General features: G+C 69.5%; 24 protein-coding genes. 9 read left to right on the forward strand and 15 right to left on the reverse strand.

Features of this window, described 5'->3' with window-relative positions:
* Positions 1-12: 12 nt before the first annotated feature.
* The gene (locus ABE505_RS07280; RefSeq protein ID WP_346443375.1) at positions 13-483 is read right to left on the reverse strand and encodes an SUF system Fe-S cluster assembly regulator; all 471 of its coding nucleotides are present in this window, start codon (positions 481-483) and stop codon (positions 13-15) included.
* Between the two features lie 159 nt (positions 484-642).
* Here ABE505_RS07280 and ABE505_RS07285 point away from each other — a divergent pair, with 159 nt between their 5' ends.
* Entirely contained in the window at positions 643-1,122 is a 480-nt protein-coding gene (locus tag ABE505_RS07285; protein ID WP_346443376.1) for an SET domain-containing protein-lysine N-methyltransferase, read from the forward strand.
* Between the two features lie 28 nt (positions 1,123-1,150).
* Here ABE505_RS07285 and ABE505_RS07290 read toward each other — a convergent pair whose 3' ends face one another.
* From ABE505_RS07290 to ABE505_RS07315, 6 genes are all read right to left on the reverse strand, one after another.
* Positions 1,151-1,828 (reverse strand): hypothetical protein, encoded by a 678-nt coding sequence (locus ABE505_RS07290; protein ID WP_346443378.1) that lies wholly within the window; start codon positions 1,826-1,828, stop codon positions 1,151-1,153.
* Positions 1,818-2,375, reverse strand: a complete 558-nt coding sequence (locus ABE505_RS07295; protein WP_346443380.1) for a DUF1439 domain-containing protein — start codon at positions 2,373-2,375, stop codon at positions 1,818-1,820. The genes ABE505_RS07290 and ABE505_RS07295 overlap by 11 nt, the downstream gene beginning before the upstream one ends.
* 56 nt (positions 2,376-2,431) lie before the next feature.
* The gene (locus tag ABE505_RS07300) at positions 2,432-2,881 is read right to left on the reverse strand and encodes a hypothetical protein (RefSeq protein WP_346443382.1); all 450 of its coding nucleotides are present in this window, start codon (positions 2,879-2,881) and stop codon (positions 2,432-2,434) included.
* Positions 2,882-2,984: 103 nt separating this feature from the next.
* The gene (locus tag ABE505_RS07305; RefSeq protein WP_346443383.1) at positions 2,985-3,590 is read right to left on the reverse strand and encodes a M23 family metallopeptidase; all 606 of its coding nucleotides are present in this window, start codon (positions 3,588-3,590) and stop codon (positions 2,985-2,987) included.
* Between the two features lie 50 nt (positions 3,591-3,640).
* Entirely contained in the window at positions 3,641-4,279 is a 639-nt protein-coding gene (locus ABE505_RS07310; RefSeq protein WP_346443385.1) for a tellurite resistance TerB family protein, read from the reverse strand.
* A 217-nt stretch (positions 4,280-4,496) separates the two neighbouring features.
* Positions 4,497-4,898 (reverse strand): HU family DNA-binding protein, encoded by a 402-nt coding sequence (locus tag ABE505_RS07315; protein ID WP_241943980.1) that lies wholly within the window; start codon positions 4,896-4,898, stop codon positions 4,497-4,499.
* A 300-nt stretch (positions 4,899-5,198) separates the two neighbouring features.
* On the opposite strand from ABE505_RS07315, the gene ABE505_RS07320 reads away from it, so the two are divergent.
* Positions 5,199-5,633, forward strand: coding sequence for an OsmC family protein (locus tag ABE505_RS07320; protein WP_346443387.1), 435 nt, complete (start codon positions 5,199-5,201; stop codon positions 5,631-5,633).
* 91 nt (positions 5,634-5,724) lie between these two features.
* Here ABE505_RS07320 and ABE505_RS07325 read toward each other — a convergent pair whose 3' ends face one another.
* Positions 5,725-6,606 carry a PhzF family phenazine biosynthesis protein gene (locus tag ABE505_RS07325; RefSeq protein WP_346443388.1) on the reverse strand — a complete coding sequence of 294 codons (882 nt, stop codon included), beginning with the start codon at positions 6,604-6,606 and terminating at the stop codon, positions 5,725-5,727.
* A 188-nt stretch (positions 6,607-6,794) separates the two neighbouring features.
* On the opposite strand from ABE505_RS07325, the gene ABE505_RS07330 reads away from it, so the two are divergent.
* The 4 genes from ABE505_RS07330 (at position 6,795) to ABE505_RS07345 (ending at position 13,053) form a co-directional block, all read left to right on the forward strand.
* Positions 6,795-9,383 carry a bifunctional aspartate kinase/diaminopimelate decarboxylase gene (locus ABE505_RS07330; protein WP_346443390.1) on the forward strand — a complete coding sequence of 863 codons (2,589 nt, stop codon included), beginning with the start codon at positions 6,795-6,797 and terminating at the stop codon, positions 9,381-9,383.
* The gene (gene murL, locus ABE505_RS07335) at positions 9,380-10,756 is read left to right on the forward strand and encodes a UDP-N-acetyl-alpha-D-muramoyl-L-alanyl-L-glutamate epimerase (protein ID WP_346443392.1); all 1,377 of its coding nucleotides are present in this window, start codon (positions 9,380-9,382) and stop codon (positions 10,754-10,756) included. Before ABE505_RS07330 ends, murL begins: the two co-directional genes overlap by 4 nt.
* Positions 10,737-12,203, forward strand: a complete 1,467-nt coding sequence (gene murD, locus ABE505_RS07340; protein WP_346443394.1) for a UDP-N-acetylmuramoyl-L-alanine--D-glutamate ligase — start codon at positions 10,737-10,739, stop codon at positions 12,201-12,203. Before murL ends, murD begins: the two co-directional genes overlap by 20 nt.
* Positions 12,204-12,270: 67 nt before the next feature.
* Positions 12,271-13,053: a dienelactone hydrolase family protein gene (locus ABE505_RS07345; RefSeq protein WP_346443396.1), complete on the forward strand. Its 783-nt coding sequence runs from the start codon at positions 12,271-12,273 to the stop codon at positions 13,051-13,053.
* Between the two features lie 42 nt (positions 13,054-13,095).
* On the opposite strand, the gene ABE505_RS07350 is transcribed toward ABE505_RS07345, so the two are convergent.
* Positions 13,096-14,094, reverse strand: a complete 999-nt coding sequence (locus tag ABE505_RS07350) for a polyprenyl synthetase family protein (protein ID WP_346443397.1) — start codon at positions 14,092-14,094, stop codon at positions 13,096-13,098.
* 178 nt (positions 14,095-14,272) lie between these two features.
* Between ABE505_RS07350 and ssb the strand changes: the two genes are divergently transcribed.
* Complete coding sequence (gene ssb, locus ABE505_RS07355) at positions 14,273-14,779, forward strand: single-stranded DNA-binding protein (RefSeq protein ID WP_346443399.1); 507 nt, start codon at positions 14,273-14,275, stop codon at positions 14,777-14,779.
* A gap of 178 nt (positions 14,780-14,957) precedes the next feature.
* Here ssb and ABE505_RS07360 read toward each other — a convergent pair whose 3' ends face one another.
* Genes ABE505_RS07360 through ABE505_RS07370 form a run of 3 tightly spaced genes read right to left on the reverse strand, consistent with a single transcriptional unit; the run spans position 14,958 to position 17,422 of the window.
* On the reverse strand, positions 14,958-15,350 hold the full coding sequence (locus ABE505_RS07360) for a diacylglycerol kinase (protein ID WP_346443401.1): 393 nt from the start codon (positions 15,348-15,350) through the stop codon (positions 14,958-14,960).
* A gap of 22 nt (positions 15,351-15,372) precedes the next feature.
* Positions 15,373-16,707, reverse strand: coding sequence for a HAMP domain-containing sensor histidine kinase (locus tag ABE505_RS07365; RefSeq protein ID WP_346443530.1), 1,335 nt, complete (start codon positions 16,705-16,707; stop codon positions 15,373-15,375).
* A gap of 19 nt (positions 16,708-16,726) precedes the next feature.
* On the reverse strand, positions 16,727-17,422 hold the full coding sequence (locus ABE505_RS07370; protein WP_346443403.1) for a response regulator transcription factor: 696 nt from the start codon (positions 17,420-17,422) through the stop codon (positions 16,727-16,729).
* Between the two features lie 75 nt (positions 17,423-17,497).
* Here ABE505_RS07370 and ABE505_RS07375 point away from each other — a divergent pair, with 75 nt between their 5' ends.
* Positions 17,498-19,165 carry a phosphoethanolamine--lipid A transferase gene (locus ABE505_RS07375; RefSeq protein WP_346443405.1) on the forward strand — a complete coding sequence of 556 codons (1,668 nt, stop codon included), beginning with the start codon at positions 17,498-17,500 and terminating at the stop codon, positions 19,163-19,165.
* 85 nt (positions 19,166-19,250) lie between these two features.
* Here the strand turns inward: ABE505_RS07375 and ABE505_RS07380 are convergent, their stop codons facing one another.
* The 3 genes from ABE505_RS07380 to ABE505_RS07390 all read right to left on the reverse strand — a co-directional run bounded on the left by ABE505_RS07380 (position 19,251) and on the right by ABE505_RS07390 (position 21,569).
* Entirely contained in the window at positions 19,251-19,541 is a 291-nt protein-coding gene (locus ABE505_RS07380) for a DUF6522 family protein (protein ID WP_346443406.1), read from the reverse strand.
* Complete coding sequence (locus tag ABE505_RS07385; protein ID WP_346443408.1) at positions 19,538-19,690, reverse strand: hypothetical protein; 153 nt, start codon at positions 19,688-19,690, stop codon at positions 19,538-19,540. Before ABE505_RS07385 ends, ABE505_RS07380 begins: the two co-directional genes overlap by 4 nt.
* A gap of 151 nt (positions 19,691-19,841) precedes the next feature.
* On the reverse strand, positions 19,842-21,569 hold the full coding sequence (locus tag ABE505_RS07390) for an oligopeptide:H+ symporter (RefSeq protein ID WP_346443410.1): 1,728 nt from the start codon (positions 21,567-21,569) through the stop codon (positions 19,842-19,844).
* A gap of 146 nt (positions 21,570-21,715) precedes the next feature.
* On the opposite strand from ABE505_RS07390, the gene ABE505_RS07395 reads away from it, so the two are divergent.
* Complete coding sequence (locus ABE505_RS07395) at positions 21,716-23,680, forward strand: S9 family peptidase (RefSeq protein WP_346443412.1); 1,965 nt, start codon at positions 21,716-21,718, stop codon at positions 23,678-23,680.
* Positions 23,681-23,713 lie beyond the last annotated feature (33 nt).

The raw sequence follows: 23,713 nt of genomic DNA on the forward strand, positions 1-23,713 counted from the left end.
GCTGCCTACTGTCTATGGGTGCGCGAGGCGGGCGTCGATGCGCTTCGCCCCGGCAGGGGTGGGAAAGGAAGGGACGCGCGGGGCGTCGTCGAGCATCTGCGCCAGCGTCACGCCGCGCAGGGCCTCGGCGACGACCTCGTTGATGCGGCGCCAGTTGCCCTGGACACCGCACTGGTCGGAAATCCCGCACTGGCTGTCGTGCAGGCTGCATTCGGTCATCGCCAGCGGGCCTTCCATCGCCTCGACGATCTGCACCAGGTTGATCGCCGATGGCGCGCGCGCCAGCCGGTAGCCGCCGTTGGCGCCGCGGAAGCCCTCGACCAGTCCGGCCTGGGCCAGGGGCTTGAGCAGCTTGCTGACCGTCGGCGTCTCCAGGCCCGCGCGCTCGGCCAGATCGGTCGCGCTCATCACCGCATCCGGCCGTGCGGCGAGCACGGTCAGAACCACGGTGGCGTAATCGGTGAGCTTGGTGACCCGGAGCATCGGAAGAAGCTGACTGCGGAATGCGGACCAAAATTGTACTTTTTTGACCGGCCGACCACAACGTGCGCATGGGCCGGCGTTCAGCGCGACGCGCCAGTGGCGGCCGGCGTGCGGGTCCGCGACAATGCGACGCTTGTCCTCATCGCCCCAGAGCGCACGATGCCCAAGAAGAAGACCAGGAAGATTGAGGCCCGCCGCTCGGCGATCCACGGCAACGGCGTGTTCGCCACCGAAGCGATCGCCAAGGGCGAGCGGGTCATCCGCTACAAGGGCTTCCTGCGCAGTCACGCCGACGTCGATGCCCAATACGGCGACCAGGAGGAGGACGGCCACACGTTCCTGTTCACGCTCAACGACGACTACGTCATCGACGCGAACATCGAGGGCAACGTCGCACGCTGGATCAACCACTCCTGCGATCCGAACTGCGAAGCGGTGGTCGAGGAGGACGCCAAGGACCGGCGGCACAAGGACAAGGTCTTCATCGAGGCGCTGCGCGATATCGCCCAGGGCGAGGAGCTGACCTACAACTACGGCATCACCCTGGCCGAGCGGCACACGCCCGCGCTCAAGAAGCTGTGGGGCTGCCGCTGCGGCGCCGCGAACTGCACCGGTACCATGCTCCAGCCCAAGCGCTGACCCAGCAGATGTCCGCCCGCGCCCGCGATCAGGGCGCGGCCACCTCGCGCAGGTCCGCCGACGCGATGTGCCAGGCGCGCTGCGTCTGGCTGGCGCCGTCGACCACCGCTGCGCGCAGGACGTAGCGCCCCTCGTAGCGTCGGATCGAGCCGTCCGCCTGCTGGGCGCGCAACGACACCGGCACCTCGATATAGCGCGAGCCGGCGGCCCCCTCGATGGCGCCCGGCGTGCCGATGTCGACCATGACCGTGGACGTCTGCGCGAAGCCGGCCGCGAACTGCTCCGGTGTCTGCCCGCTCGCCCGGCCGCCATCCGACCACTGGGCATAGGCGCTGGCGTAGTCGAGCGCGTTGATCGCCGCGTAGTAGGTGCGAAGCGCCGCCACCGCCGCCTCCGGGCTTGGCGGCGCCATGTCCACGGCGGGGTCCGTCGCTCCCGGCAACAGGCCGGTCTCGGGATTGTCCTCGAGTGGGACAGCCGCCAGGTCGGGAACCGCGGGCGCCGGGGCCCGGCCGCCCAGTGGCACGTCGCCGGGGCCCGGGGCACCGGGCATGCCGGTCACCGGATCGCCGGTGGCGACGGGCTGCGGCAGACTGGCGGTGTCCGCACTGTTATCCGCGGTGTCGCCGCGCTGGGCGTCGCGGTCGCCGCAGGCCGCCAGCGCCAGCGCGGCGCACAGCGCCAGCGCAGTGCGGTCAGCGCGCAAGGTGCACCACCACGCGGCCGTCGCCGACCGCGACCTCGCCGATGCGTTTGCCGGCCGGCAGCTTGGACAGCAGGTCGTCGTCGAGCCGGTAGATCGGCTCGCTGCGCGCGTACTCGGCCAGCAGGCCGTTGACGATGCCCTGCGCGCCGCCCTTGAGCAGCGCATGGGTTCCCGGCAGGTCGAATTGCAGCAATTGCGGATCCTCCAGATGCAGACCGCGCGTGGCGGCGTCATAGCGCAGGCCGCTGACCAGTGTCAGGTGGCCCGGACGGTCGTCGGCGACCGCGCCGCCCACGCCCAGATCGAAGTCCAGTCGCAGCCGGTGCTCGCCCTGCGGAATCGTCAACTGCGGGTTCTGCAGCGTCACCGAAACCAGCCCGCCGACGCGCTCGAACGTCCGGGGGAAGCGTGTGTCGAGTTGGCGCTGCAACTGCGGCGCGGTGAACGCGACCTGGTCGCCGAGCCAGGCCGAGACCACGCCCAGCGATGTGCAGGCGGTCAGGACGAGCAGCAGCGACAAGGCGACGGGACGGGCGAGGGCACGCATGCGACGGTTTCCTGGTGCAGTCCTGCGCACCCTACGTGTCGGCGGTGAATGCCGGGTTAGCGGGGGCTGCGCTCATCGGGCGCGGGCGCGAGCACGCGGCGATGCGGTTGCAGCCACGCCAACAGCAGACCGAGCAACTGCATCGCGATCACATCGAGCACGATCTGGCGCAGCGTCAGGCCGAGCGGGAACGGCTGGCCGGCATGGGCGAGCAGATGCCAGGGCACGAACGACACCAGCGCCAGTGCCAGCCCGAAGCGGGCGCCATGCCAGCGCTTGCTGCGCACCGGCGGCGGCAGCCAGCGGTAGAGCCAGGTCATCGCCAGGCCGAGCGACAGATACGCCAGCAGGATCCAGCCGACATTGGCATTGGCATCCTCGCGCGTGCGGAACAGATGGGACAAGGCCAGGTAGTCGGCGCGCAGCAGCACGCCATGGATCAGCAAGCCCAGCAGCAGCGCGCTGGCCGAGAGCGTCAACCCGCAGATCCAGAAACGCTTGTCCATCTCCAACTCCGATGATGCACGCCGGCGCCGCGCGCAGGGTAACCCGGAAGTGCGGCGCGGTGCCGGCCGCGGCGGTGCCGCGATGCACGCCGCAGGTGGCATTTCAACGCATCCCGGCGGTGTCGTCGGCCGCGGCGGCGGCGGCGCGCAGCAGCGGCAGCGGATCGAGCGCGCCGCCGGCCGCGTAAATGCCGTAATGCAGATGTGGCGGCGTGCCGCGCGCATTGCCGGTGTCGCCGACCGTGCCCAGCATGTCGCCCGGGCGCACCACGTCGCCGACCGAGAGCAGTTCGGCGAAGTCGTCCAGATGCGCGTAGTAGTGGCGCTGCCGCCCCGGGCCGACCACCCACACCTGACGTCCGCCGAGGCCAGCATCGCGAATGCCCACGACCAGGCCTTCGGTAGTGCTGCGCACCGGCGTGCCGCGGGGCGCGAAGATGTCCACGCCCTCATGTTGCCGATCGCGCCCGCGTGGCGCACCGAAGGTGTCGGCGACGCGGTGGGGGGCGACACCCTCGACCGGCATCGGCAAGGCTTCCGGTGCCGGCGCGGCGGCGATCCGGGCGACGGCGCGCGGTTGGGCCATGAAAGGTTGATGCCAGGCCCAGTGGCCGGCGGCGGCCAGCACCGCCAGCACCAGCAGCGCGCGCAAGGTGCGGCGCAGCTGCGGCGTGTAGTCGCGGGGGCGGGATGGGGAAGGCGGCGTCATCGCAGCGACGGTAACCGCGTCGCTGCGAAGATCGAGTCGGCGCGGACGCGTCAGCCTCCTGCGGCGGCGCGCACTTCCTGCTCGAGGCGTGCCTTGAGTTCAGGCGCGATGCCCAACTGGCGCGCGAGCTCGTCGAGATAGCTGCGCTCCATGAAGCTCGTGTCGTCGGCCACCAGCACGCTGGCCAGGTACATCTGCGAGGCGATCTCCGGCGACGTCGCGGCGCGTGCGATCTCGGCCGGATCGAGCGGCTTTTCCAGCTCGGCGTGCAGCCACGACTGGATGTCGGCGGCGCTGTCGATGCGGCGGAACTCGGCCTCGATCACCTCGCGCTCGCGTGCGTCGAGATGGCCGTCCGCCTTGGCGGCGCCGACCAGCGCCTTGAGGATCGCCTGGCTGTGAAGGTCGGCCTGCGGCGGAGGCAGCCGGTCGACGGTTTGTGGCGCCGGTACGGCCGCGCCCGCTTGCTGCTTCTGGTAATCGCCGTAGGCGCGGTAGGCCATCATGCCGATCGCGGCCAGACCGCCGTAACTGGCGAGCTTGCGGGTCTTGCGGTGCTTGCCGAGCAACAGGCCGAGCGCGCCGCCGGCGACCGCGCCCTTGCCGAAATCCGCATTGAGCAGGCTGCTGCCCGGCTTGCCGCCGCTCTGGGAGGTGAGGAGATGGTTGAGAAATCCCTGGAAACTCATGGCGACGATCCGACGTGACGGGGCGCACAGGCGCGGGGCGGCGAGCTTGCGAGGCAAACCGTTCGCATCGTGTGCACGTTGCGCGACAGCATCCATGCACGATGCCCGCGGCGGGTTGGGCACCCATTGGGTGGCAAGGCGCGACAGCGCCAGGCCCTGAAACGCGATCGGGACGGCCAAGGCCGTCCCGATCGGGCAACGCAGCGTCCGCCTGGGATCAGGCAGCGGCGTCCTTGAGCTTCTTGAGCGGGCGCACCTTGACCTTGACCGAGGCGGGCTTGGCGGCGAACCACTGCTCTTCCTTGGTGAAGGGGTTGATGCCCTTGCGCTTGGGCTTGGCCGGCACGCTGACCGAGGTGATCTTCAGCAGGCCCGGCAGGGTGAACGAACCGGCGCCCTTCTTGCTGATCGAACCGTGCACGGCGCCTTCGAGTGCGGAGAACACCGCACGGACGTCCTTCGCGGCCAGGCCAGTGGAGTCGGCGATGTGTGCGACCAGGCCCGACTTGCTCAGCGCTTCCTTGATCGGCTTGGGTGCTGCGGACTTGGCGGCGGTCTTCTTCGGCGCAGCCGCCTTCTTGGCCGGCACTTTCTTGGTGGTGGCCTTCTTCGTTGCCATGGGTCTGTGGTTCCCTCGTCAAATATGGATTGGATGATTCCTGGCCGAGCGAGCCGGCAAGCGAAATGTAGGGCATCCCTGCGCACCCGCCAATAGGAAAACGCAAAAAAACAGCGGTTTTAGGCGGCCCACGGTGCCGCCAATCACATTTGCGCCTGTCTGGCGGCTGTCCGCACGCGCAAGCGTGGCCCGTTGACAGCCCCGCGACCGCCTGGCGGCCGGCGCGTTGCCGCCCCGAAACGTCCGCGTCACGTCCGCGCCGATACGATCGCCGGCTCCTGTCTCGATGGAGAACGCGTCATGGGTATTTCCCGCCACGCCACCGCCCGCTGGAGCGGCGACCTGAAATCCGGCAAGGGCGCTTTGTCGACGCCGCAAAGCGGCCTGCTGGACGCCGTGCGCTACGGGTTCAACAGCCGATTCGGCGACGAGAAGGGCACCAATCCCGAAGAGCTCATCGCCGCCGCGCATGCCGGCTGCTTCACGATGGCGCTGTCGGCCAAGCTCACCGAGGCCGGTTTCGCGCCCGAATCGATCGACACGCGTGCCGACGTCGATCTGTCGATGGAGGGCGGTCCGCAGCTGAGCGCGATCCGCTTGAAGACGCGTGCCAAGGTGCCGGGCATCGACGCTGCGAAGTTCCGCGAGATCGCCGACGACGCCAAGCAGAACTGCCCGGTCTCCAAGGCCCTGTCGGCGGTGCCGCTGTCGCTGGAGGCCGAACTCGACGGCTGATGGACCATGCCCTGCCGTGCCGCACTGGCGGTGCGGCAGGGGCCTTGCGGCGTGGAATGGCGGCGTGGAATGGCGGCGGGCCGCGCTCAGCTCAGCGCCAGTCGATCGTGCCGCGCACCACGCTCTGGACGCGCCCGCCCGACCAGACCTCGCCCTCGGCGTCGACGCGCAAGTCGAGGATCGCATCGTGACCGACCTCGCGGCCCTGGCTGACGCGGTAGCGACCGGCTGTCCCAGGCAATGCGTCGCGCGCCGCCAGCCAGGCGGCCAGCGTCGCATTGGCCGCGCCCGAGGCGGCGTCCTCGAAACACGCGGTGGCGCCGACGAACGCGCGCACCGCCAGGTCGTAGTCGCGACTGCCCGCGCTGCGCGCAAAAGCGCAGACGCCCATGCTGCCGGTGGCCTCGGCCAGGGCGGCGATCGCCTCCCACTGCGGGGCGGCGGCGCGCAGCGCCGCCTCGTCGGCCACCTCGGCCAACCACCAGCGACGCCCGCCGTCCATCAGCACCGGCGGTAGCGCCCCCGGCGGTAGCGACCCCAGCGCTGCGCGCAGTCGCGGGTCCTCGTTGCGCGCGACGTCGACGATCCGTGCGCGCGGCGTGCGTACGGCGATCGTCCGGTCCGCGCCTGCGCCGACCACCGCCAGCGGCAGGCTGCCGGCGATGCCCTCCTGCACCAGCACGCCGTCGCGCGGGCGCGCCAGGCCGGCGTCGAGCACGACATGCGCGGTACCGACGCTCGGGTGTCCGGCGAACGGCACTTCGCGGCGGGGCGAGAACATGCGGATGCGGTAGCTGGCCGCGTCGCTGGCGGGCGGGAACACGAATGTGGTCTCGGGCAGCCGGGTCCAGCGGGCGATGGCCTGCATCGTCTCGTCGGTCAGCCCGTCGGCATCGAGCACCACCGCCAGCGGATTGCCGGCACCGGGCCGGTCGGCGAACACGTCCACCTGGACGAAACGTCGGGAAGTCATGCGCGGGCGGGCGTCGTGCGGCGCGACAGCTTACCCAAACTGTCGCCCGAATCGAGCGGTTCGATTCCCTCCGCCTCCGCCAGCGCTAGAATCGGCGGTCCGCCGCGCTTGGCCTTGTGTCGGCGACGTGTCCGCTGCAGCGCCTGCGCGGTGCTGTTCTCTTCCTTCCGTCCGAGACCCCACCTCCGATGTCCTCACCCTCCGACGATCGCTGGATCGTGCTCAAGTTCGGCGGCACTTCGGTGTCGCGCCGCCACCGCTGGGACACCATCGGCCAGCTGGCGAAACGCCGGGCCCAGGAGCACGACGCGCGCGTACTGGTGGTGGTGTCGGCGCTGTCGGGGGTGACCAACGCACTGACCGCGATTGCCGATGGCGATGCGGCCGACGGGATCGTCGATGCGCTGGTCGAGCGCCATCGCGCGTTCGTCGCCGAGTTGGGACTCGACGCCGACACGGTGCTCGGCGCCCGGCTCGCCGCGCTGCAGGCCCTGGTGCGCGATGCGCGTGCGCCCACGCGGGCGCTGGACTGGCAGGCCGAGGTGCTGGGGCAGGGCGAACTGCTGTCATCGACGATCGGCGCGGCGTACCTGGCTGCGCAGGGCCTGGATTTTGGTTGGTGCGATGCGCGTGACTGGCTCGACGCGGTGGCGTTGCCCAACCAGAGCGGCTGGGCGTCGCGGCTGTCGGTGAACTGCCGGCGCGAGTCCGACGGCGATTGGCGTGCGCGTTTCTGCGCGCAGCCGGCACGCATGCTGCTGACCCAGGGCTTCATCGCCCGGCATGGCGACGGCGGCACTGCGATCCTCGGCCGCGGCGGCTCGGACACCTCGGCGGCGTATTTCGGGGCGTTGCTGGGCGCGCGCCGCGTGGAAATCTGGACCGACGTGCCGGGCATGTTCAGCGCCAACCCGCGCGACGTACCCGATGCGCGCCTGCTTGCGCGGCTCGACTACGCCGAGGCGCAGGAGATCGCGACCACCGGTGCGAAGGTGCTGCACCCGCGCTCGATCAAGCCCTGCCGCGACGGCGGCGTGCCGATGGCGATCCTCGACACCGAGCGTCCGGACCTGCCGGGCACGGCGATCGACGGCAGCGCCGAGCCGGTGCCGGGGGTCAAGGCGATCAGTCGGCGCAACGGCATCGTGCTGGTGTCGATGGAAGGCATCGGCATGTGGCAGCAGGTAGGCTTCTTAGCCGACGTGTTCGAGCGCTTCAAGCGCCACGGCCTGTCGGTCGACCTGATTGGCTCGTCGGAAACCAACGTCACCGTGTCGCTCGACCCGAGCGAGAACCTGGTCAGCACCGATGTGCTGGCGCGATTGAGCGACGACCTGGCCGAGGTGTGCCGGGTCAAGGTCATCGCGCCGTGCGCGGCGATCACCCTGGTCGGGCGCGGCATGCGCTCGCTGCTGCACAAGCTCTCCGACGTCTGGGCGACGATGGGGCGCGAGCGCGTGCATCTGATCTCGCAGTCGTCCAACGACCTCAATCTGACCTTCGTCATCGACGAGGCCGACGCCGACGGCCTGCTGCCGGTGCTGCATGCCGAGCTGATCGGCAGCGGCGCGATGCCGGTCCACGACAGCGCGGTATTCGGCCCGAGCTGGCGCGAAATCGCCCACGGCCGCCGCGAACGCCCGACGCCGTGGTGGCAGCACGCGCGCGCGCGCCTGCTCGCACTGGCGACGCCTGGGACGCCGCGCTACGTCTACCACCTGGCCACGGTGCGCGAGCGGGCGCAGTCGCTGGCGGACGTCGCCGCGGTCGACCGGCGGTTCTACGCGATCAAGGCCAACTCGCATCCGGCGGTGCTGCGCACATTGGTCGAGGCCGGGTTCGGCCTGGAATGCGTCTCGCGGGGCGAGCTCGAGCACGTGTTCGCGACGTTGCCGGACCTCGACCCGGCACGCGTGTTGTTCACGCCGAGCTTCGCACCGCGCGACGAGTACGCTGCCGCCTTCGCGCTCGGCGTCACGGTGACCCTGGACAACGTCGAGGCGCTGCAGCGCTGGCCCGAGGTCTTCCGCGGCCGCGACCTGTGGCTGCGGCTCGATCTGGGCCGCGGCGACGGCCACCATGCCAAGGTCGTCACCGGCGGCGCGGCCTCGAAGTTCGGGCTGGCGCTGCCGGCCTTCGACGCCTTCGTCCATGCCGCCACTGATCTCGACGTACGCATCACCGGGCTCCACGCCCATCTGGGCAGCGGCATCGAAACCGTCGCCCACTGGCGCGAGGTCTACGCCGAGCTGGCAGCGTTTGCCGATGCGGTGGGCACCATCGACACCATCGACATCGGCGGCGGACTGCCGATTCCCTACCGCCCCGACGACGCCCCGTTCGACCTTGCGGCCTGGGGCGTGGGCCTGGCCAGCATCAAGGCCGAGTACCCACGCTATCGCCTGGCGATCGAGCCCGGGCGCTTCCTCGTCGCCGAGGCCGGCGTGCTGCTGGCGACGGTGACCCAGGTCGTCGACAAGCTCGGCACGCGCCGCGTCGGCCTCGATGCCGGCATGCACAGCCTGATGCGACCGGCGATGTACGACGCCTGGCACGGCATCCACAACCTGTCGCGGATCGACGACGAGCGCCAAGTCGTCTGCGATGTCGTCGGCCCGATCTGCGAATCGAGCGACGTCTTCGGCACCCGGCGCCTGCTGCCCGCGGCGACCGCCGAGGGCGACACCGTGCTGCTTGCCGACGCCGGCGCCTACGGTTTCGCGATGGCCAACACCTACAACCTGCGGTCGCTGCCGCAGCAGGATGTGATCGAATGACTTCCGGATTCGACCGCAGCGCCATCCGCTGCTTCCGCTTCGTCGACTGCGACCTCGACGCCGCGACCGGCGTGGCGCGGTTGCGCTACGCGTTCGACGATGGCCCGGAGCTGGTCGAGACCGTGACCGTGCCGGGCGCCCCGTTCGAACTCGACGGCGCGCGCGCGCAGGCCGCGACCCATGCGCTGCGCCTGCTGCACCTGCTCGCCGGCGTGAGTTACTACAAGGCCGCCGTGCCGCCGCAGATCCGCATCGACGGCTATACGATCGACGCTGCCACGGCGGCCCTGCTCGAGGATGCCTATGTGCATGGGCTGGGCGAATTCGCCTACCGCAACGGGCTCGACCTGCACGGCAAGATCCGCTTCCCGGCCGACGCCGCGGCCGATGAGGTCACGGCACCGGCGCTGGATCTGCGTGCCCATGCGCTGGTCGCGATCGGCGGCGGCAAGGATTCGCTGGTCTCGATCGAGGCGCTGCGCGCGCTGGACGTGGCGCAGACCGTGGCATGGATCGGCGGCTCGCAGCTGATCCGGGTCTGCGCCGAGCGCACCGGGCTGCCGACGCTCAACATCGGCCGCCAACTGGCGCCGCAGTTGTTCGAGTACAACCGCCATGGCGCACTCAACGGTCACATCCCGGTCACCGCGATCAACTCGGCGATCCTGGTGCTGGCCGCGGTGCTGCATGGTGTCGACCAGGTGGTGTTCTCCAACGAACGCTCGGCCAGCTACGGCAGCCTGATCCAGGCCGCCGATGGCAGCACCACCAACGAGGTCAATCACCAGTGGTCGAAGGGCTGGGCGTTCGAGCGCGCGTTCGGTGAGCACGTGCAGCGCCACGTCGCCGCCGATCTGCACTACTACTCGCTGCTGCGGCCGCTGTCGGAGCTGGCGGTCGCGCGCCAGTTCGCCAGGACCGACCGCTATGACGCGCATTTCTCCAGCTGCAACCGCAACTTCCACCTGCTCGGCGAGCGGCCGGTCAACCGCTGGTGCGGCATCTGCCCCAAATGCCATTTCGTGTTTCTCGCGCTGGCCCCGTTCATGCCCAAGCCGCGGCTGGTAGCGATCTTCGGCCGCAATCTGCTCGACGACGCGGCCCAGGTGGCCGGCTTCGACGCGCTGCTCGAGTACCGCGACCACAAGCCGTTCGAATGCGTCGGCGAGGGCCGCGAATCGCGTGCGGCGATGGCAGCGCTGGCGCAGCGCCCGGAATGGCGCGAGGACGCGGTGGCCGCCCGCTTTGCGCGCGAGATTGCGCCGCGGCTCGACGCGGGCGAGCTGGACATCGCGCCGCTACTGGTGGTCGACGAGGAGCATCGCGTGCCCGCCGCATTGTGGGAACGCCTGCGTGCGCATCTCGCCGCTTGACGCGCTCGCCGCCGACGGCGGTCGCATCGCGCTGTGGGGCTGGGGGCGCGAAGGCCGGGCTGCGTATGCCGCGCTGCGCACTGCGCATCGGGCAGGCTCTGCTCTGTCCGCGCCGTCGTCCGGCCAGCGCGTGGCGTCGACGGCGGCGCTGCCGCTGACCGTGTTCTGCACGCCCGCCGAGGCCGACGCGGTGGGCGGGTTGGGCGATCCGGCGCTGTTGGTCGAGACCGAGGCGAGCGCCGAACGCTTGGCGCGCTTTGCCGTGGTGGTCAAGTCGCCGGGCATCAGCCCGTACCGGCCCGAGGCCTTGGCCGCGGCGGCGCAGGGCACGCGGTTCATCGGCGGCACCGCGCTGTGGTTCGCGCAGCGCGCAGCGCCCGGTGAAATCGCTGAGGGCACGGTCTGTGTCACCGGCACCAAGGGCAAGAGCACCACGACGGCGCTGCTCGCCCATCTGCTGCGCAGCGCCGGCCGGCGTACCGCGCTTGCCGGCAACATCGGCCTGCCGTTGCTGGAACTGCGCGATGTCCAGGCCGACGCCTGGGCGATCGAACTGTCGAGCTACCAGACCGGTGATGTCGCCGCGAGCGGCGTGCGGCCGGACGTGGCGGTGGTCACCAATATTTTTCCCGAACACCTGGACTGGCACGGCAGCGAGCAGCGCTATATCGAGGACAAGCTCGCGCTGGTGACCCGGGCCCGGCCACGGATCGCGGTGCTCAACGCCGCAGATCCGCGTCTGGCCGCGCTGACGCTGCCAGACAGCGAGGTGCGCTGGTTCGCGCGCGCCGATGGCTGGCATCTGCGCGGCGACGTGCTGTATCGCGGGGATGCCAGTGTGCTCGACACCGCCGGCCTGCCGCTGCCCGGGCGCCACAACCGCGGCAACCTGTGTGCGGTGCTGACCGCGATCGAGGCGCTCGGTATCGACGCCGCGCCACTGGCCGCTGCGGCCGCCGGGTTTGTGCCGCTGCCGCACCGGTTGCAGGCGCTGGGCACCCGCGACGGCGTGACCTGGGTCAATGATTCGATCAGCACCACGCCACACGCCACGCTGGCTGCGCTGGACGTGTTCGCCGGCCGCCGGGTCGCGCTGCTGGTCGGCGGCCATGACCGCGGCCTCGACTGGCAGGCCTTCGCCGATGCGATGCAGGTGTGCGCGCCGCACGCGATCGTGACGATGGGCGCCAACGGGCCGCGGATCCATGCGCTGCTTGCGCCGGTCGCGCGCACGCGGGGCTTCGCGCTGGCCGAGGCGGCGGATCTCGCCTCGGCGGTGCGGCAGGCGCGCGCCGCACTCGGCGGCGACGGCGTGCTACTGCTCTCGCCCGGCGCCCCAAGCTTCGGCGCCTACCGCGACTACACCGCGCGCGGCCGCCATTTCGCCGAACTCGGGGGCTTCGACCCCGATGCCATCACCGCGATCCCGGGCCTGGGGATCGCCTGACGGCGCACGCCCGGCCGCGCGTCGGGCGGAGTAGGCTGGACCGGTCCCCGCCGCCCGGAGCCGTCCGATGAAACGCCTGTCACTGTTCGTGTTGTCGCTGGCCTGCGCCACGTCCGCGCTCGCCGCCCCGAAGGCCGACCCGGTCGAATGGACGCTCGATGGCGAGACCTTCGCCGGTGTGCTGGTCTACGACGATGCCGTCCCGGGTCCCCGGCCGGGCCTGGTGATGGTGCCCAACTGGAAGGGCGTCAATGACGCGGCGATCGAGAAGGCGCGGCAGGCCGCCGGCGACCGCTACGTGGTGCTGGTCGCCGACGTCTACGGCAAGCAGGTCCGGCCCACGACCGATGCCGAGGCCGGCCCGGTCGCCAAGGCGCTGCGCGACGATCGGCCGACGCTGCGCGCACGCGCACGCAAGGCGGTGGAGGTGCTCAAAGCGCAGCCCCAGGTCGTTGCGGGCCGGATCGCCGCATTCGGTTTTTGTTTCGGTGGGACCACCGTGCTCGAACTGGCCCGCGCCGGCGAGGCGCTCGCTGGCGTCGTGAGCCTGCACGGCGGCCTGACGACGCCGTTGCCGGCGGCGGCCGATGCGGTGAAGGCGTCGGTGCTGGTGCTCAACGGCGCCGCCGATCGCAGCGTGAGCGCCGAGGACATCGCCGGTTTCGAGCGTGAGATGGACGCGGCCGGCGCCGACTGGCAGTTCGTCAACTACAGCGGCGCGGTGCATTGCTTTGCCGAGGTCGATGCCGCGAGTCCGCCGGGTTGCATTTACGACGAACGCGCCGCCAAGCGTGCGTGGCGGCAGATGGGCGACTTCTTCGCCGAGGTGCTGGCGTCGCCGAGTCGCTGAGGCGGGCTTGTGGCGTGATCCCGGCGTGCGTCCGGCCGCGGGTCAGTACCCGCGTTCGACCGCGTAACGGGCCAAACCGCGCAGTGCGGCCACGGCCTCGTTGTCCGGCAGGCCGTCGAGCACGCGTTCGGCGGCGTCGGCGTACTCCACGGCGCGGGCGCGGCTGTAGGCGAGGCTGCCGGCATCGGCGATCGCGGCGAGCACCTCGGGCAGCGCCGTGGTGTCGCCTTGCTCGACGATCGTGCGCAGCCGCGCGCGGCGCTCGGGCGTGGCCTGGGCCATCGCGTGGATCAGCGGCAGCGTCGCCTTGCCCTCGGCCAGGTCGTCGCCGAGGTTCTTGCCCAGCGCCGTGGCGTCGCCCGAGTAGTCGAGCACGTCGTCGGCGATCTGGAATGCGTAGCCCAACTGCATGCCGTAGTCATAGAGCGCCTGCTGGACGGTCTCGTCGGCGTTGGACGCCATCGCGCCCAGGCGGGTGCCGGCGGCGAACAGCACCGCGGTCTTGCGCTCGATCACGCGCAGGTACGCGGCCTCGTCGGTGTCGGGGTTGCGCACGTGCAGCAGCTGCAGCACCTCGCCTTCGGCAATGCGGTTGGTGGTGTCGGCGAGCAGGCGCATGACCGCCATGCTGTCGAGCTCGACCATCAGCTGGAAGCTGCGCGAATACAGGAAATCGCCGACCAGCACGCTGGCGGCGTTGCCCCAGATTGCGTTGGCCGTGCTGCGGCCGCGGCGCAGGTCGGACTCGTCGACGACATCGTCGTGGAGCAGGGTCGAGGTGTGGATGAACTCGACGATCGCCGCAAGCTGGTGGTGGTCGCCGCGCACCTGCCCGGTGGCCTGGCCGGCCAGCATCACCAGCATCGGCCGCAGCCGCTTGCCGCCCGCCGAGACGATATGCTCGGCCACCTGGTTGATCAGCAGCACATCCGACGCCAGCCGGCGCCGGATCAGCGCATCGACCTGGGCCATGTCCGCGGCGGCGAGCGACTGGATCGCCGGCAGGTCGAGCCTGGCGGCCGGGGCGGCGGCGTTGTTCATGCGGGATCCGGGACGGGCAGACCCGGAATTATAGGAGAGCCCCGACGGCGGCGGGGGCGCTTTCCCGGCCCCACGCCAGGGGGTTGCCGGATCGCACCCCGGCGACCGGTATAATTCACTGTCCGCGCCCCCTCTTCATTCCCGGACACCCGCGCCGGCGCAATTCCAAGGACTCCTCATGGCCCGTGGCATCAACAAAGTGATCCTGGTCGGCAACCTCGGCAACGATCCCGACACCAAGTACACCCAGGGCGGCATGGCCGTGACCCGCATCAGCCTGGCCACCACCAGCGTGCGCAACGACCGCGACGGCAACAAGCAGGAGCGCACCGAATGGCACCGCGTGGTGTTCTTCGGCAAGCTCGGCGAGATTGCCGGCGAGTACCTGCGCAAGGGCAGCCAGGTCTATGTCGAAGGCGAGATCCGCTACGACAAGTACACCGGCCAGGATGGCGTGGAAAAGTACTCGACCGATATCGTCGCCAACGAGATGCAGATGCTCGGTGGCCGCGGCGAGGGCGGTGGCGGCGGTGGCGGCGGCGGTTACGAGCGCGCCAGCCGTCCGCAGCGCGGCCCGGGCAACGACGGCCCGCCGCAGCGCAGCGCCCCCGCGCAGCGCCAGGCCCCCCAGCAGCAGCGTCCGGCCCCGATGGACGACTTCTCCGACGACGACATCCCGTTCTGATCGCGGGCAACACCGCGTCGACGACGAACCCCAGCGGGCCCATGCACGCTGGGGTTTTTGTTTGGTCGGATGCCTGGGGCCTTGCGGCACCGCGATCGCGCTGCCGACCACCCGGGGCCGCGAGCGGCCGCCTGGTGCCGTGGCCGGACCTGCAGGACCGCGGCACTTGCGATGGCGGCTATCCCAGCAGGATCGAGGCCCAGACTGTGCCGACCATCAGCAGCGCAATGCTCTGGGCGGCGCTGCCCATGTCCTTGGCGCGCTTGGACAGCGGATGGCGTTCGAGCGAGATGCGATCGACCACTGCTTCGATCGCCGAGTTGAGCAGTTCGGTCAGCAGGCTGATGAAGCAGACCGCCAGCATCAGGGCGCGTGCGAGCGGCCCCACGTCCAGCACGCAGGCTGCGACGATGAGCACGCCGTGCAGGCCCAGCAGTTGGCGGAACGCGGCCTCGCTGCGAACGGCGGCGAGGAAGCCGTCGCGCGAGTAGAGCAAGGTGTGCGCGATCCGGCTCAGGCCGGTCTTGCCGTGTGGGTACTTACCGGTCTCGGCGGGGCCTGGCGATGGCATCTGCATATCCTGCGACGTTGGATCAGCACGAGCGTGGCGCGGGGCCCGTCAGATCTTCGTCAGCCGCGGCGCCTTGGGATCCGGGCGGGCGGTCGACGCGGAGCGACCGGCCATTGGGTCGGGCATCGTCCCGCATGTCGAGCGTGAACCGGCATCCGTCCTCCGAGCTGTCGACCGTCATGCGCCAGTTCAGGTGCTCCACGATGCGCTGCACGATCGACAGGCCCAAGCCTTCACCGCTCTGCCGTGCGCTGGGCTGGAAGCGCTGGAACTGCTGTGGGTCGATGCTGGGCGGCAGGCCGGGGCCGGTGTCGGCGATCACCAGGGTCGTGCCATGCAGGGCGATGCGCACCTCGCCTTCGTCGGTGTACTGGCAGGCGTTGCGCAGCAGGTTCCAGATCACGCTGCGGGCTAGCTCCGGGTTGGTGTGCAGGTGGGCATCCTGCGGCGCGTCCAGGAGCAGGGCCACAGGCTTGCCTGCAAGCCATGGCCGGCAGCGCACCATGCTCTCCTCGATCAGCGGCTGCAGTGCGACGTCGGTGCGGGTCAGGCTCTGCGGGTCGCGCGAGAGCAGCAGCATGCACGCGAGCTGCCGCTGCATCTCCTGGGTGGTGCGCACGATCCGTTCGGCACTGCCGATCAGGCGGCTGTCGGCAGGCAGCTGGTGCGCGATCGTCTCCGCAGCGCCGGCGATGATGGCCAGCGGCGTGCGCAGTTCGTGGCTGGCGTCGCCGACGAAGCAGCGCTCGCGCTGCAGGAACTGTTCCGCTTCGTCGCTGTGCTGGGCGAATGCGCGGGCCAGGATGCCGATCTCGTCGCGCGCCTCCTGAAACGGAAAGGGTTTTTGCTTGCGCTCCACCGCCTCGGCCAGGCGGGTGATCGGCGCGATGACCCGGGTCGCGGTGGCGCGCCCGATCCAGAATGCGCACAGGATGCACAACAGGATGATGAACAGCGCGTAGATGTTGATCGCAAGCTCGAGATACGCGAAGTGCGCATCGGCCTGCTGCAGGTAGTAGCGTTCGCCATCGCGCTCGAAGACCAACAGGTGCCAGTCGCCCGGCCGCTCGGCGCCGTGGTAACCGAGCGGATACCAGTGCAGTGTCTCGGGCACGCTCTGCGCGTCGTAGAGCCGGGTGTCCTGGGCAAGCGTGGGTGCGACGCCTTGCGCGAGGTCGGCCTCCAGCCGCTGCGCCGTGCGGATCAGGCTGTGGGAGATCACATTCTCCCGGAGTTCGTCGTAATCGAGCTGCTCGGCCAGCACCACGAGCGTCATCGCCGCCACCATCGCAAGCACGAACGACACCGTGATGCGGGTCTTGAGCGTCATCTGGCGGAGGGTGGTGCGCAGGATCATCACGTCGGAGCGTCCTCGATCAGTCCGGCATCGTGGATGCGGGCGCCAGCAGGCGCCAGCCCACGCCGTGCACCGTCTCGATCAACGCCGGCTCGAAGCCCTTGTCGATCTGCTGCCGCAGTTCGTGGATATGGGTGCGCAAGGCGCCGCTGTCGGGTGGGTCGTCGCCCCAGAGCAGGTACTCCATTTCCTGCTTCCGGACCACGGCGGGGGCGGCGCGCATCAGACACAGCAGGAGCTTGTGGGTGCTGGGCGTCAGTCCGATGGGCTGGTGTTGCCGCCAGGCCTGCGGGGCGCGGGTGTCCACCTGCAAATCCTCCCAGCGCAGCATGCCCTGCACCTGACGGCCCTGTGCGCGGCGCACCAGGGCCTTGATGCGTGCGTCCAGTTCCTTGAGCGAGAACGGCTTGACCAGGTAGTCGTCCGCGCCCAGCGCGAAGCCCTGCACGCGATCGTCGACCGGATCGCGTGCGGTCAGCATCAATATCGGCACCGGGTTCTGGAACTCCTCGCGCAACTTGCGGCACAGCGTCATGCCGTCGAGTCGCGGCAGCATCAGATCCAACAGGATGGCGTCGTAATCGTTCTGGGTGGCCATGTACAGGCCGGTGACGCCATCGCGGGCGTCGTCGAGAACGTAGCCCAACGGCTCGAAAAAGCCGTACAGGTTGGCCACCAGTTCCGGGTTGTCCTCGATGATGAGCAGTCGGGTCATGGGGCGTGTGCTCTAACAACTTCCTGACGATAGGTTTCAAAGACTGCGCGCACTTTCCCCGGCTGGATCCTGCGCATGTCACCGCCTTCGACGCCCCTGCGGCTCAATCCCGTGCAGCTGACCTGGGTGGCGGCGTTGTTCTTCGCCACCATCGGCAACGTGGTGCTCTGGCGGACGTTGTGGCTGGAGGTGGAGATCGACGGCCTGCGCAGCCTGTCGTTCTTCCTCAGCCTGCCGGTCTTTCTGTTCTGCATCATCAACCTGCTGCTCACGCCGGTCGTGGCGCTGCCGTACATCAGAAAACCCCTGCTGGCCACCCTGGTGGTGATCAGCGCCGGATGCAGTTACTTCATGTTGCATTATAACGTGCTGATCGACCGCAGCATGGTGCAGAACTTTTTCGAGACCAATCAGGCCGAAATGGCCTCCTATTTCTCCCTTCCGCTGTTGCTCACCATTCTCGGGCTCGGGATCGTGCCGGCAGTGGCCACGCTGCTCCTGCAGACCAAATCGGTCGGCACGCCGATGCGGACGCTGGCCTGGTGGCTGGGCAATGTGGTGGTCACTTCGATCGTACTGATCGCGGTCACGATGGGGTTCTACAAGGACTATGCGTCGTTGCTGCGCAACAACGGGCATATTCGCGATCAGCTGCTGCCGTTCAATTTCGTGCGCAATACCAATGGGTATCTCAAGCGCAAGTACAGCGCGACTTCGCAGCCGCTGCGGACCGTTGCCGAAGACGCCACGCGCCCAGCGCCGGTTGCGGGTGCGCGGCCGAAACTGGTGATCGCAGTCGTGGGGGAAACCGCGCGTGCGCAGAATTTCCAGCTCAATGGGTATCCGCGTCCGACCAACCCGGTGTTGTCCAAGCGCGCGGACATCATCAGTTTCTCGGATGTGTCGTCCTGCGGCACCGCCACTGCGATCTCGTTGCCGTGCATGTTTTCGCGCATGACCCGCCCGCAGTACGACGAGGTGCGGGCGGCGACGGAAGAAAATCTGCTCGACATTCTGCAGCGCGCCGGAATCGAGATCCTCTGGCGCAACAACAACAATGGCGGTTGCAAGGGCGTGTGCGCGCGCGTGCCTACCGACGACATGCCCAAGCTGCGGGTTGCTGAGCACTGCGTCAACAAGGACGGCACCTGTTACGACGATGTGCTGCTGCACCAGCTTGAGGCGCGGATCGACACGATGCACGGTGACGCATTGATCGTTCTGCATCAGCTGGGCAGCCATGGGCCGACTTACTTCGAGCGCTATCCGCCCCAGGCGCGCGCCTTCACCCCCACCTGCGACAGCAATCAGATCCAGAAGTGCAGCAGCGAGGCGCTGACCAACACTTACGACAACACGCTGGTCTACACCGACCGGATGCTCGCCAACACCCTCGATCTGCTGCAGCGCTACGCCGACCGGCGCGATGTGGCCATGATCTACCTGTCCGATCACGGCGAATCGTTGGGCGAGCGCGGCATGTACCTGCACGGCACGCCCTACATGATCGCGCCCGACGAGCAGAAGAAGGTGCCGATGCTGATGTGGTTCTCGCCGGCGTTCGCGCAGCATGCCCGGCTCGACCTCGCCTGCCTGCGCGGCGCTGCCGCACGCCGGGCATACAGCCACGACAACTTCTATCACGCCATGCTCGGCCTGTTCGATGTGCGCAGTAGCGTGTATGCGCCGGGCCTGGATCTGTTCGCCGCCTGCCGTACGCCGCCGCCGCGATCCGCCAACTGAGCGTCGATGCGGCACCTGCGTGCCGGGCTTCGATCGGCTGATCTCAGGGGCACGGGTTGGGATGAGTGGGCAGGGGACGCGTCGGTCAGGACGCCGCGGGCCCGGGGCGCGCGAGCGCTTCGCCGGTGGCCTCGAGCAGGCGTCCGGACGCGTCGAGCAGCAGCCGCGCGCGACGGCCGGCGTAGTAGAACGTCGCGCGGTAACGGCCGGCATCCTCGCCGATGCCGCGTTCGCACAGCACGCTGACCTTGCCGTCGGTCATCAGCTGGCGGAACGCGTCGCCAGCCAGGCCCAGGCGGGCGGCGACCAGTGCGCCGTCGACTTCCAGCGCCGGCTGCCGCCTGCGCGGCGCGGCGATCGTCAACGCCTCGCTCATAGCGAGAGGCCGGCCAGCGACTCCGCATCCAGCGCACCGAAGTCGCTGGCGGTCGCGGCGAAGCGCTCGATCAACGCGCCGCGTGCGGTGTCGTGGTCCGGCGGGGACACCGGCAGCTGGTCGCCCGCAAGATCCTGATATCCGTGCATGAGAGGCCTCCTGGTTCACGGGTATCCTCGCCCGCTCGCGCACGCCACGCCTTGATCTGGATCAGAGCAACCGTTCGACCGGCCGTGGGGCGTGCCGTGGCTGTGAGCGGTGCGCGGGCCGCCGCGACCGAAAGGCAGCGCGCACCGCCGTTCAGCGCAGGCCGTGCATCCAGCGCCGCACCAGTGGCGAGAGTACGAAGTAGGCCAGGCCCGAGCCGACCCCGATCCACAGCATGATCTGGAACAGTTCGGCGTACTTGGCTGCGGCCACGGCCATGTCGATCGCCTCGCCCTCGGCAACCTCGAGCGCGGTGAGCTTGCCGAACTGTGCGGCCAGGACTTCCGAGTACGCGGTCGCCAGCCAGAAGGCGCCCATCATCAGGCCGACCACGCGTGCGACCGACAACTGGGTGACCGCCGACAGCCCGATCGGCGACAGGCACATCTCGCCGATTTCCAGCAGGAAGTACGCCAGCACCAGCCACCACACACTGGCCAGCACGCCGTTGCCCGCCGCCTGCGCGGCCAGCAGCAGCGGCACGAACGCCAGCCCCGCGAACACCAGGCCGATCGCCATCTTCGTCGGCTTGCCGGGGTTGAGCCCGCGGCGGTCGAGCCAGGGCCACAGCCAGGAGAACACCGGGGCGAGCACGACGATGAAGAACGCGCCGAGGAAGGTCAGTGAGCCGGCCGTCTGGGGGACCAGCACGACGTCGTGCACCAGTGCGATCGCCAGCGCCACGACCATCGCGATCGCCGCCGCGCGCGCGGTGCCGGTGCGGCCGCGATCGCTGGCGCGCAGCGCAAGCACCATCAGCAGCGGGCTCGCGCCCAGTGCGAAGATCGCCCACGGCACGCCCGGCGTGTAGCCGCCCGGGGTCAGACCGAACAGGTCCTTGGTCAGCATCCGGTCGGTGAAGGTGACCCAGGAGCCGTAGGTCTGCTCGTAGAGCGTGAAGAAGATCAGCACGCCGAAGATCAGCAGCACCAGCGCCAGCATCTGCTCGCGCTCGACCCGGCTGCAGTGCCGGATCAGGAACCAGACGAACCAGACCACCAGCGCGGCGGCGATCAGGTGCATCGCGCCGTGCACGGTCCACGTGCGCTGGATCAGCTGCCACACCACCAGCGCGCCGCCGAAGCTGCCGGCGTAGATCCACCACTCGCGGCTCAACGGCCCGAGCTTCTCGGTCAACTTCGCCGGATCGTTCGGCTCGGCGTGGCCGCCGAGGTATTTCTGTCCCCATAAAAACACGATCAGGCCGGCGACCATGCCGATGCCCGCGGCGCCGAAGCCGTACTTCCAGCCATAGGTCTCGCCGAGGAACGCGCAGACCAGGCTGGCGAACAAGGCACCGACGTTGATGCCGGCATAGAACAGCGTGAAGCCCGAATCGCGACGCGGATCCTCGGGGGCGTAGAGCTTGCCGACGATCGTCGAGATGTTCGGCTTGAGAAAGCCCACGCCCATGATGATCAGTGCAAGCGACAGGTAGAACACCTGCAGCGCGGTGTCGTCGCGCACGACCGTACCGTCGACGATGCGCGCCTGTTCGCCTTCGAAAGCCATGCCCAGATGGCCGAGCACCAGCAGCACGCCGCCCAGCACCACTGCCTTGCGCATACCCAGGTAGCGGTCGGCGAGCAGGCCGCCGAGCACCGGCATGGCGTAGACCAGGCCGCCATAGGCGCCGAGCAGATCGAAGCCGGCGTCGTCGCCGAACAGGTGGTACTTGAGGATGTACAGCAGCAACAGCGCTTTCATGCCGTAGAAGGAGAAGCGCTCCCACATCTCGGTGAAGAAGCAGACGAAAACCCCCTTGGGGTGGCCGAGGAAGTCGTCGGTGCCGCTCCGGGCGGTGATGGGGGCTGCGGCCATGGGCGCGTCGTCGTGAAATGGCGGAAGGCGCGAGTATAGGCGGCATCCGCGGGCGCCTGCCGCGCGCTACACTAAGCGGCACGCGCGGGGAGCGCGTCATCGGCCGGCCCTCTGGCGGCGGCCGCCCATCAAAAGGAGTCGGAAGGATGGTCCGCAAGGGACTGCAATGGATGCTTGCGTTCGTCGTGGCGGCCGCGTGCGCGGGCGCGTATGCGCAGGTCGACCTGGCGCCGTTCGTCGAGGACGACGGTTTCCGTGACATCAAGATCTCGCCGACCGGCGAGTACTTCGCCGCGACGATGCCGTACGGCGACAGCACCGCAATCGGCGTGGTCCGCTGGGCCGACCGCAGCATCGTCGGCAGCTACCGGCTGCCGCGCAACACCCACATCGCCGAGTTCTGGTGGGCCAAGGACGACCGCCTGGTCTTCGCATTGGCCGAGCGCTTCGGCGCGCGCGACTATCCCAACCCGACCGGCGAGCTGTACGCGATGAACGCCGACGGCTCGCGCGCGCAGTTGCTCGTGGGCTGGCGCGTGCGCGGCACGCCGACCGGCACCCGGATCCCCGCCGGTGGCAAGGCCGAACTGGTCCAGGCGTGGCCGATCGACCTGCTGGCCGGCGATGCGCGCAATATCCTGGTGTCGGTGGCGCCCTTGACCCGCGATCCGCTGACCCGGGTCGATCGGTTGGACGTCTATACCGGTCGGCGTACCACCGAGGCCACGGTGCAGGTCGGGCGCGCAACGTTCACCACCGACCATGCCGGCGAGGTGCGCTTCGCAGTCGGCGCGCGGTCCGACAACCTCAGCCAGCTCTACTACCGCGTCGGCCGCGGAGAAGGCTGGCGGCTGATCAACGACGAACGCCAGAGTGGACGCCAGGAGTTCCCGGTCGGATTTTCCGATGACGACCGCATCGCCTATCTGCGCGTTTCCCAGCCCACCGGGCCCGACGCGATCGTCGCCTGGGACATCGCCGCGGACACGCGGCGCGAGGTGCTGCGCGACGCCGTCGTCGATCCCGAGATCATCTATCGGCCGGGCACGGAGACGCCGGTCGGCGCGCGGTTCCTGGGCGCGACGCCGCGGCAGGCGTTCTTCGACGACACCTCGGCCGACGCCAGGCTCGGGCGCATGTTCGAACAGGCGTTCCCTGGCCAGGTCGTGCGGATCGCTTCGGCCACGCGCGATGCCTCGACCAAGCTGCTGCTGGCGACCAGCGACGTCGACCCGGGCACGTTCTACACCTATGACGCGGCCACCAAGCAGGCGGATTTCGCGCTCGCGCGGCGCGCCGGCGTCGACCCGACGCGCATGGCCCCGATGCGCGCAGTCTCGTTGCCGGCCCGCGACGGGCTGGTGCTCCATGGCTATCTCACGCGGCCGGCCGGGCACGAAGACGGCTCGCTGCCGCTCGTGGTGCTGCCGCATGGTGGGCCGTTCGGCATCTTTGACGATTGGGCATTCGATCCCGACGTGCAGGTGCTGGCGCAGGCCGGCTACGCGGTGCTGCAGATCAACTATCGCGGCTCGGGCAACCAGGGGCGCAGCTTCCGCCAGGCCGGTGCACGCGGCTGGGGCACGACGATGCAGGACGACCTGACCGATGCGACCCGCTGGGCGGTCGCGCAGGGCATCGCCGACGCCGAGCGTATCTGCCTCTACGGCGGTAGTTATGGCGGCTATGCGTCGTTGATGGGGGTGGCGCGCGAGCCGGATCTGTATCGCTGCGCGGTGGGCTATGTCGGCGTCTACGACTTGCCGTTGATGCGGGCGGAAAACCGGCGATCCGCGGCCTGGGCGGGAACCTGGACCGACGAATGGGTCGGTGACGATACCGCGCAACTGGCGGCGCGTTCGCCCACGCGTCTGGCGACGCAGATCCGCGTGCCGGTGCTGTTGGTGGCCGGCGGCGAGGACGAGGTCGCGCCGGTCGAACACACGCGCCGGATGGAGCGTGCGCTGCGGGCAGCCAAGGTGCCGGTCGAGACCTTGTATGTCGCCAAAGAGGGACACGGCTTCTACAAGCCCGAGAACAAACGCGCGTTCTACACCCAATTGCTCGCGTTCCTGTCCACCCATCTGGGCGGCGCCACCGCGAAGGAATGAATGCGGGCCGGCGCCGGCAGGACGCCCGGTCAT

The organism is Luteimonas sp. TWI382 (genome assembly GCF_039674545.1).
In the GTDB taxonomy this organism is placed as follows: Bacteria; Pseudomonadota; Gammaproteobacteria; order Xanthomonadales; family Xanthomonadaceae; genus Luteimonas.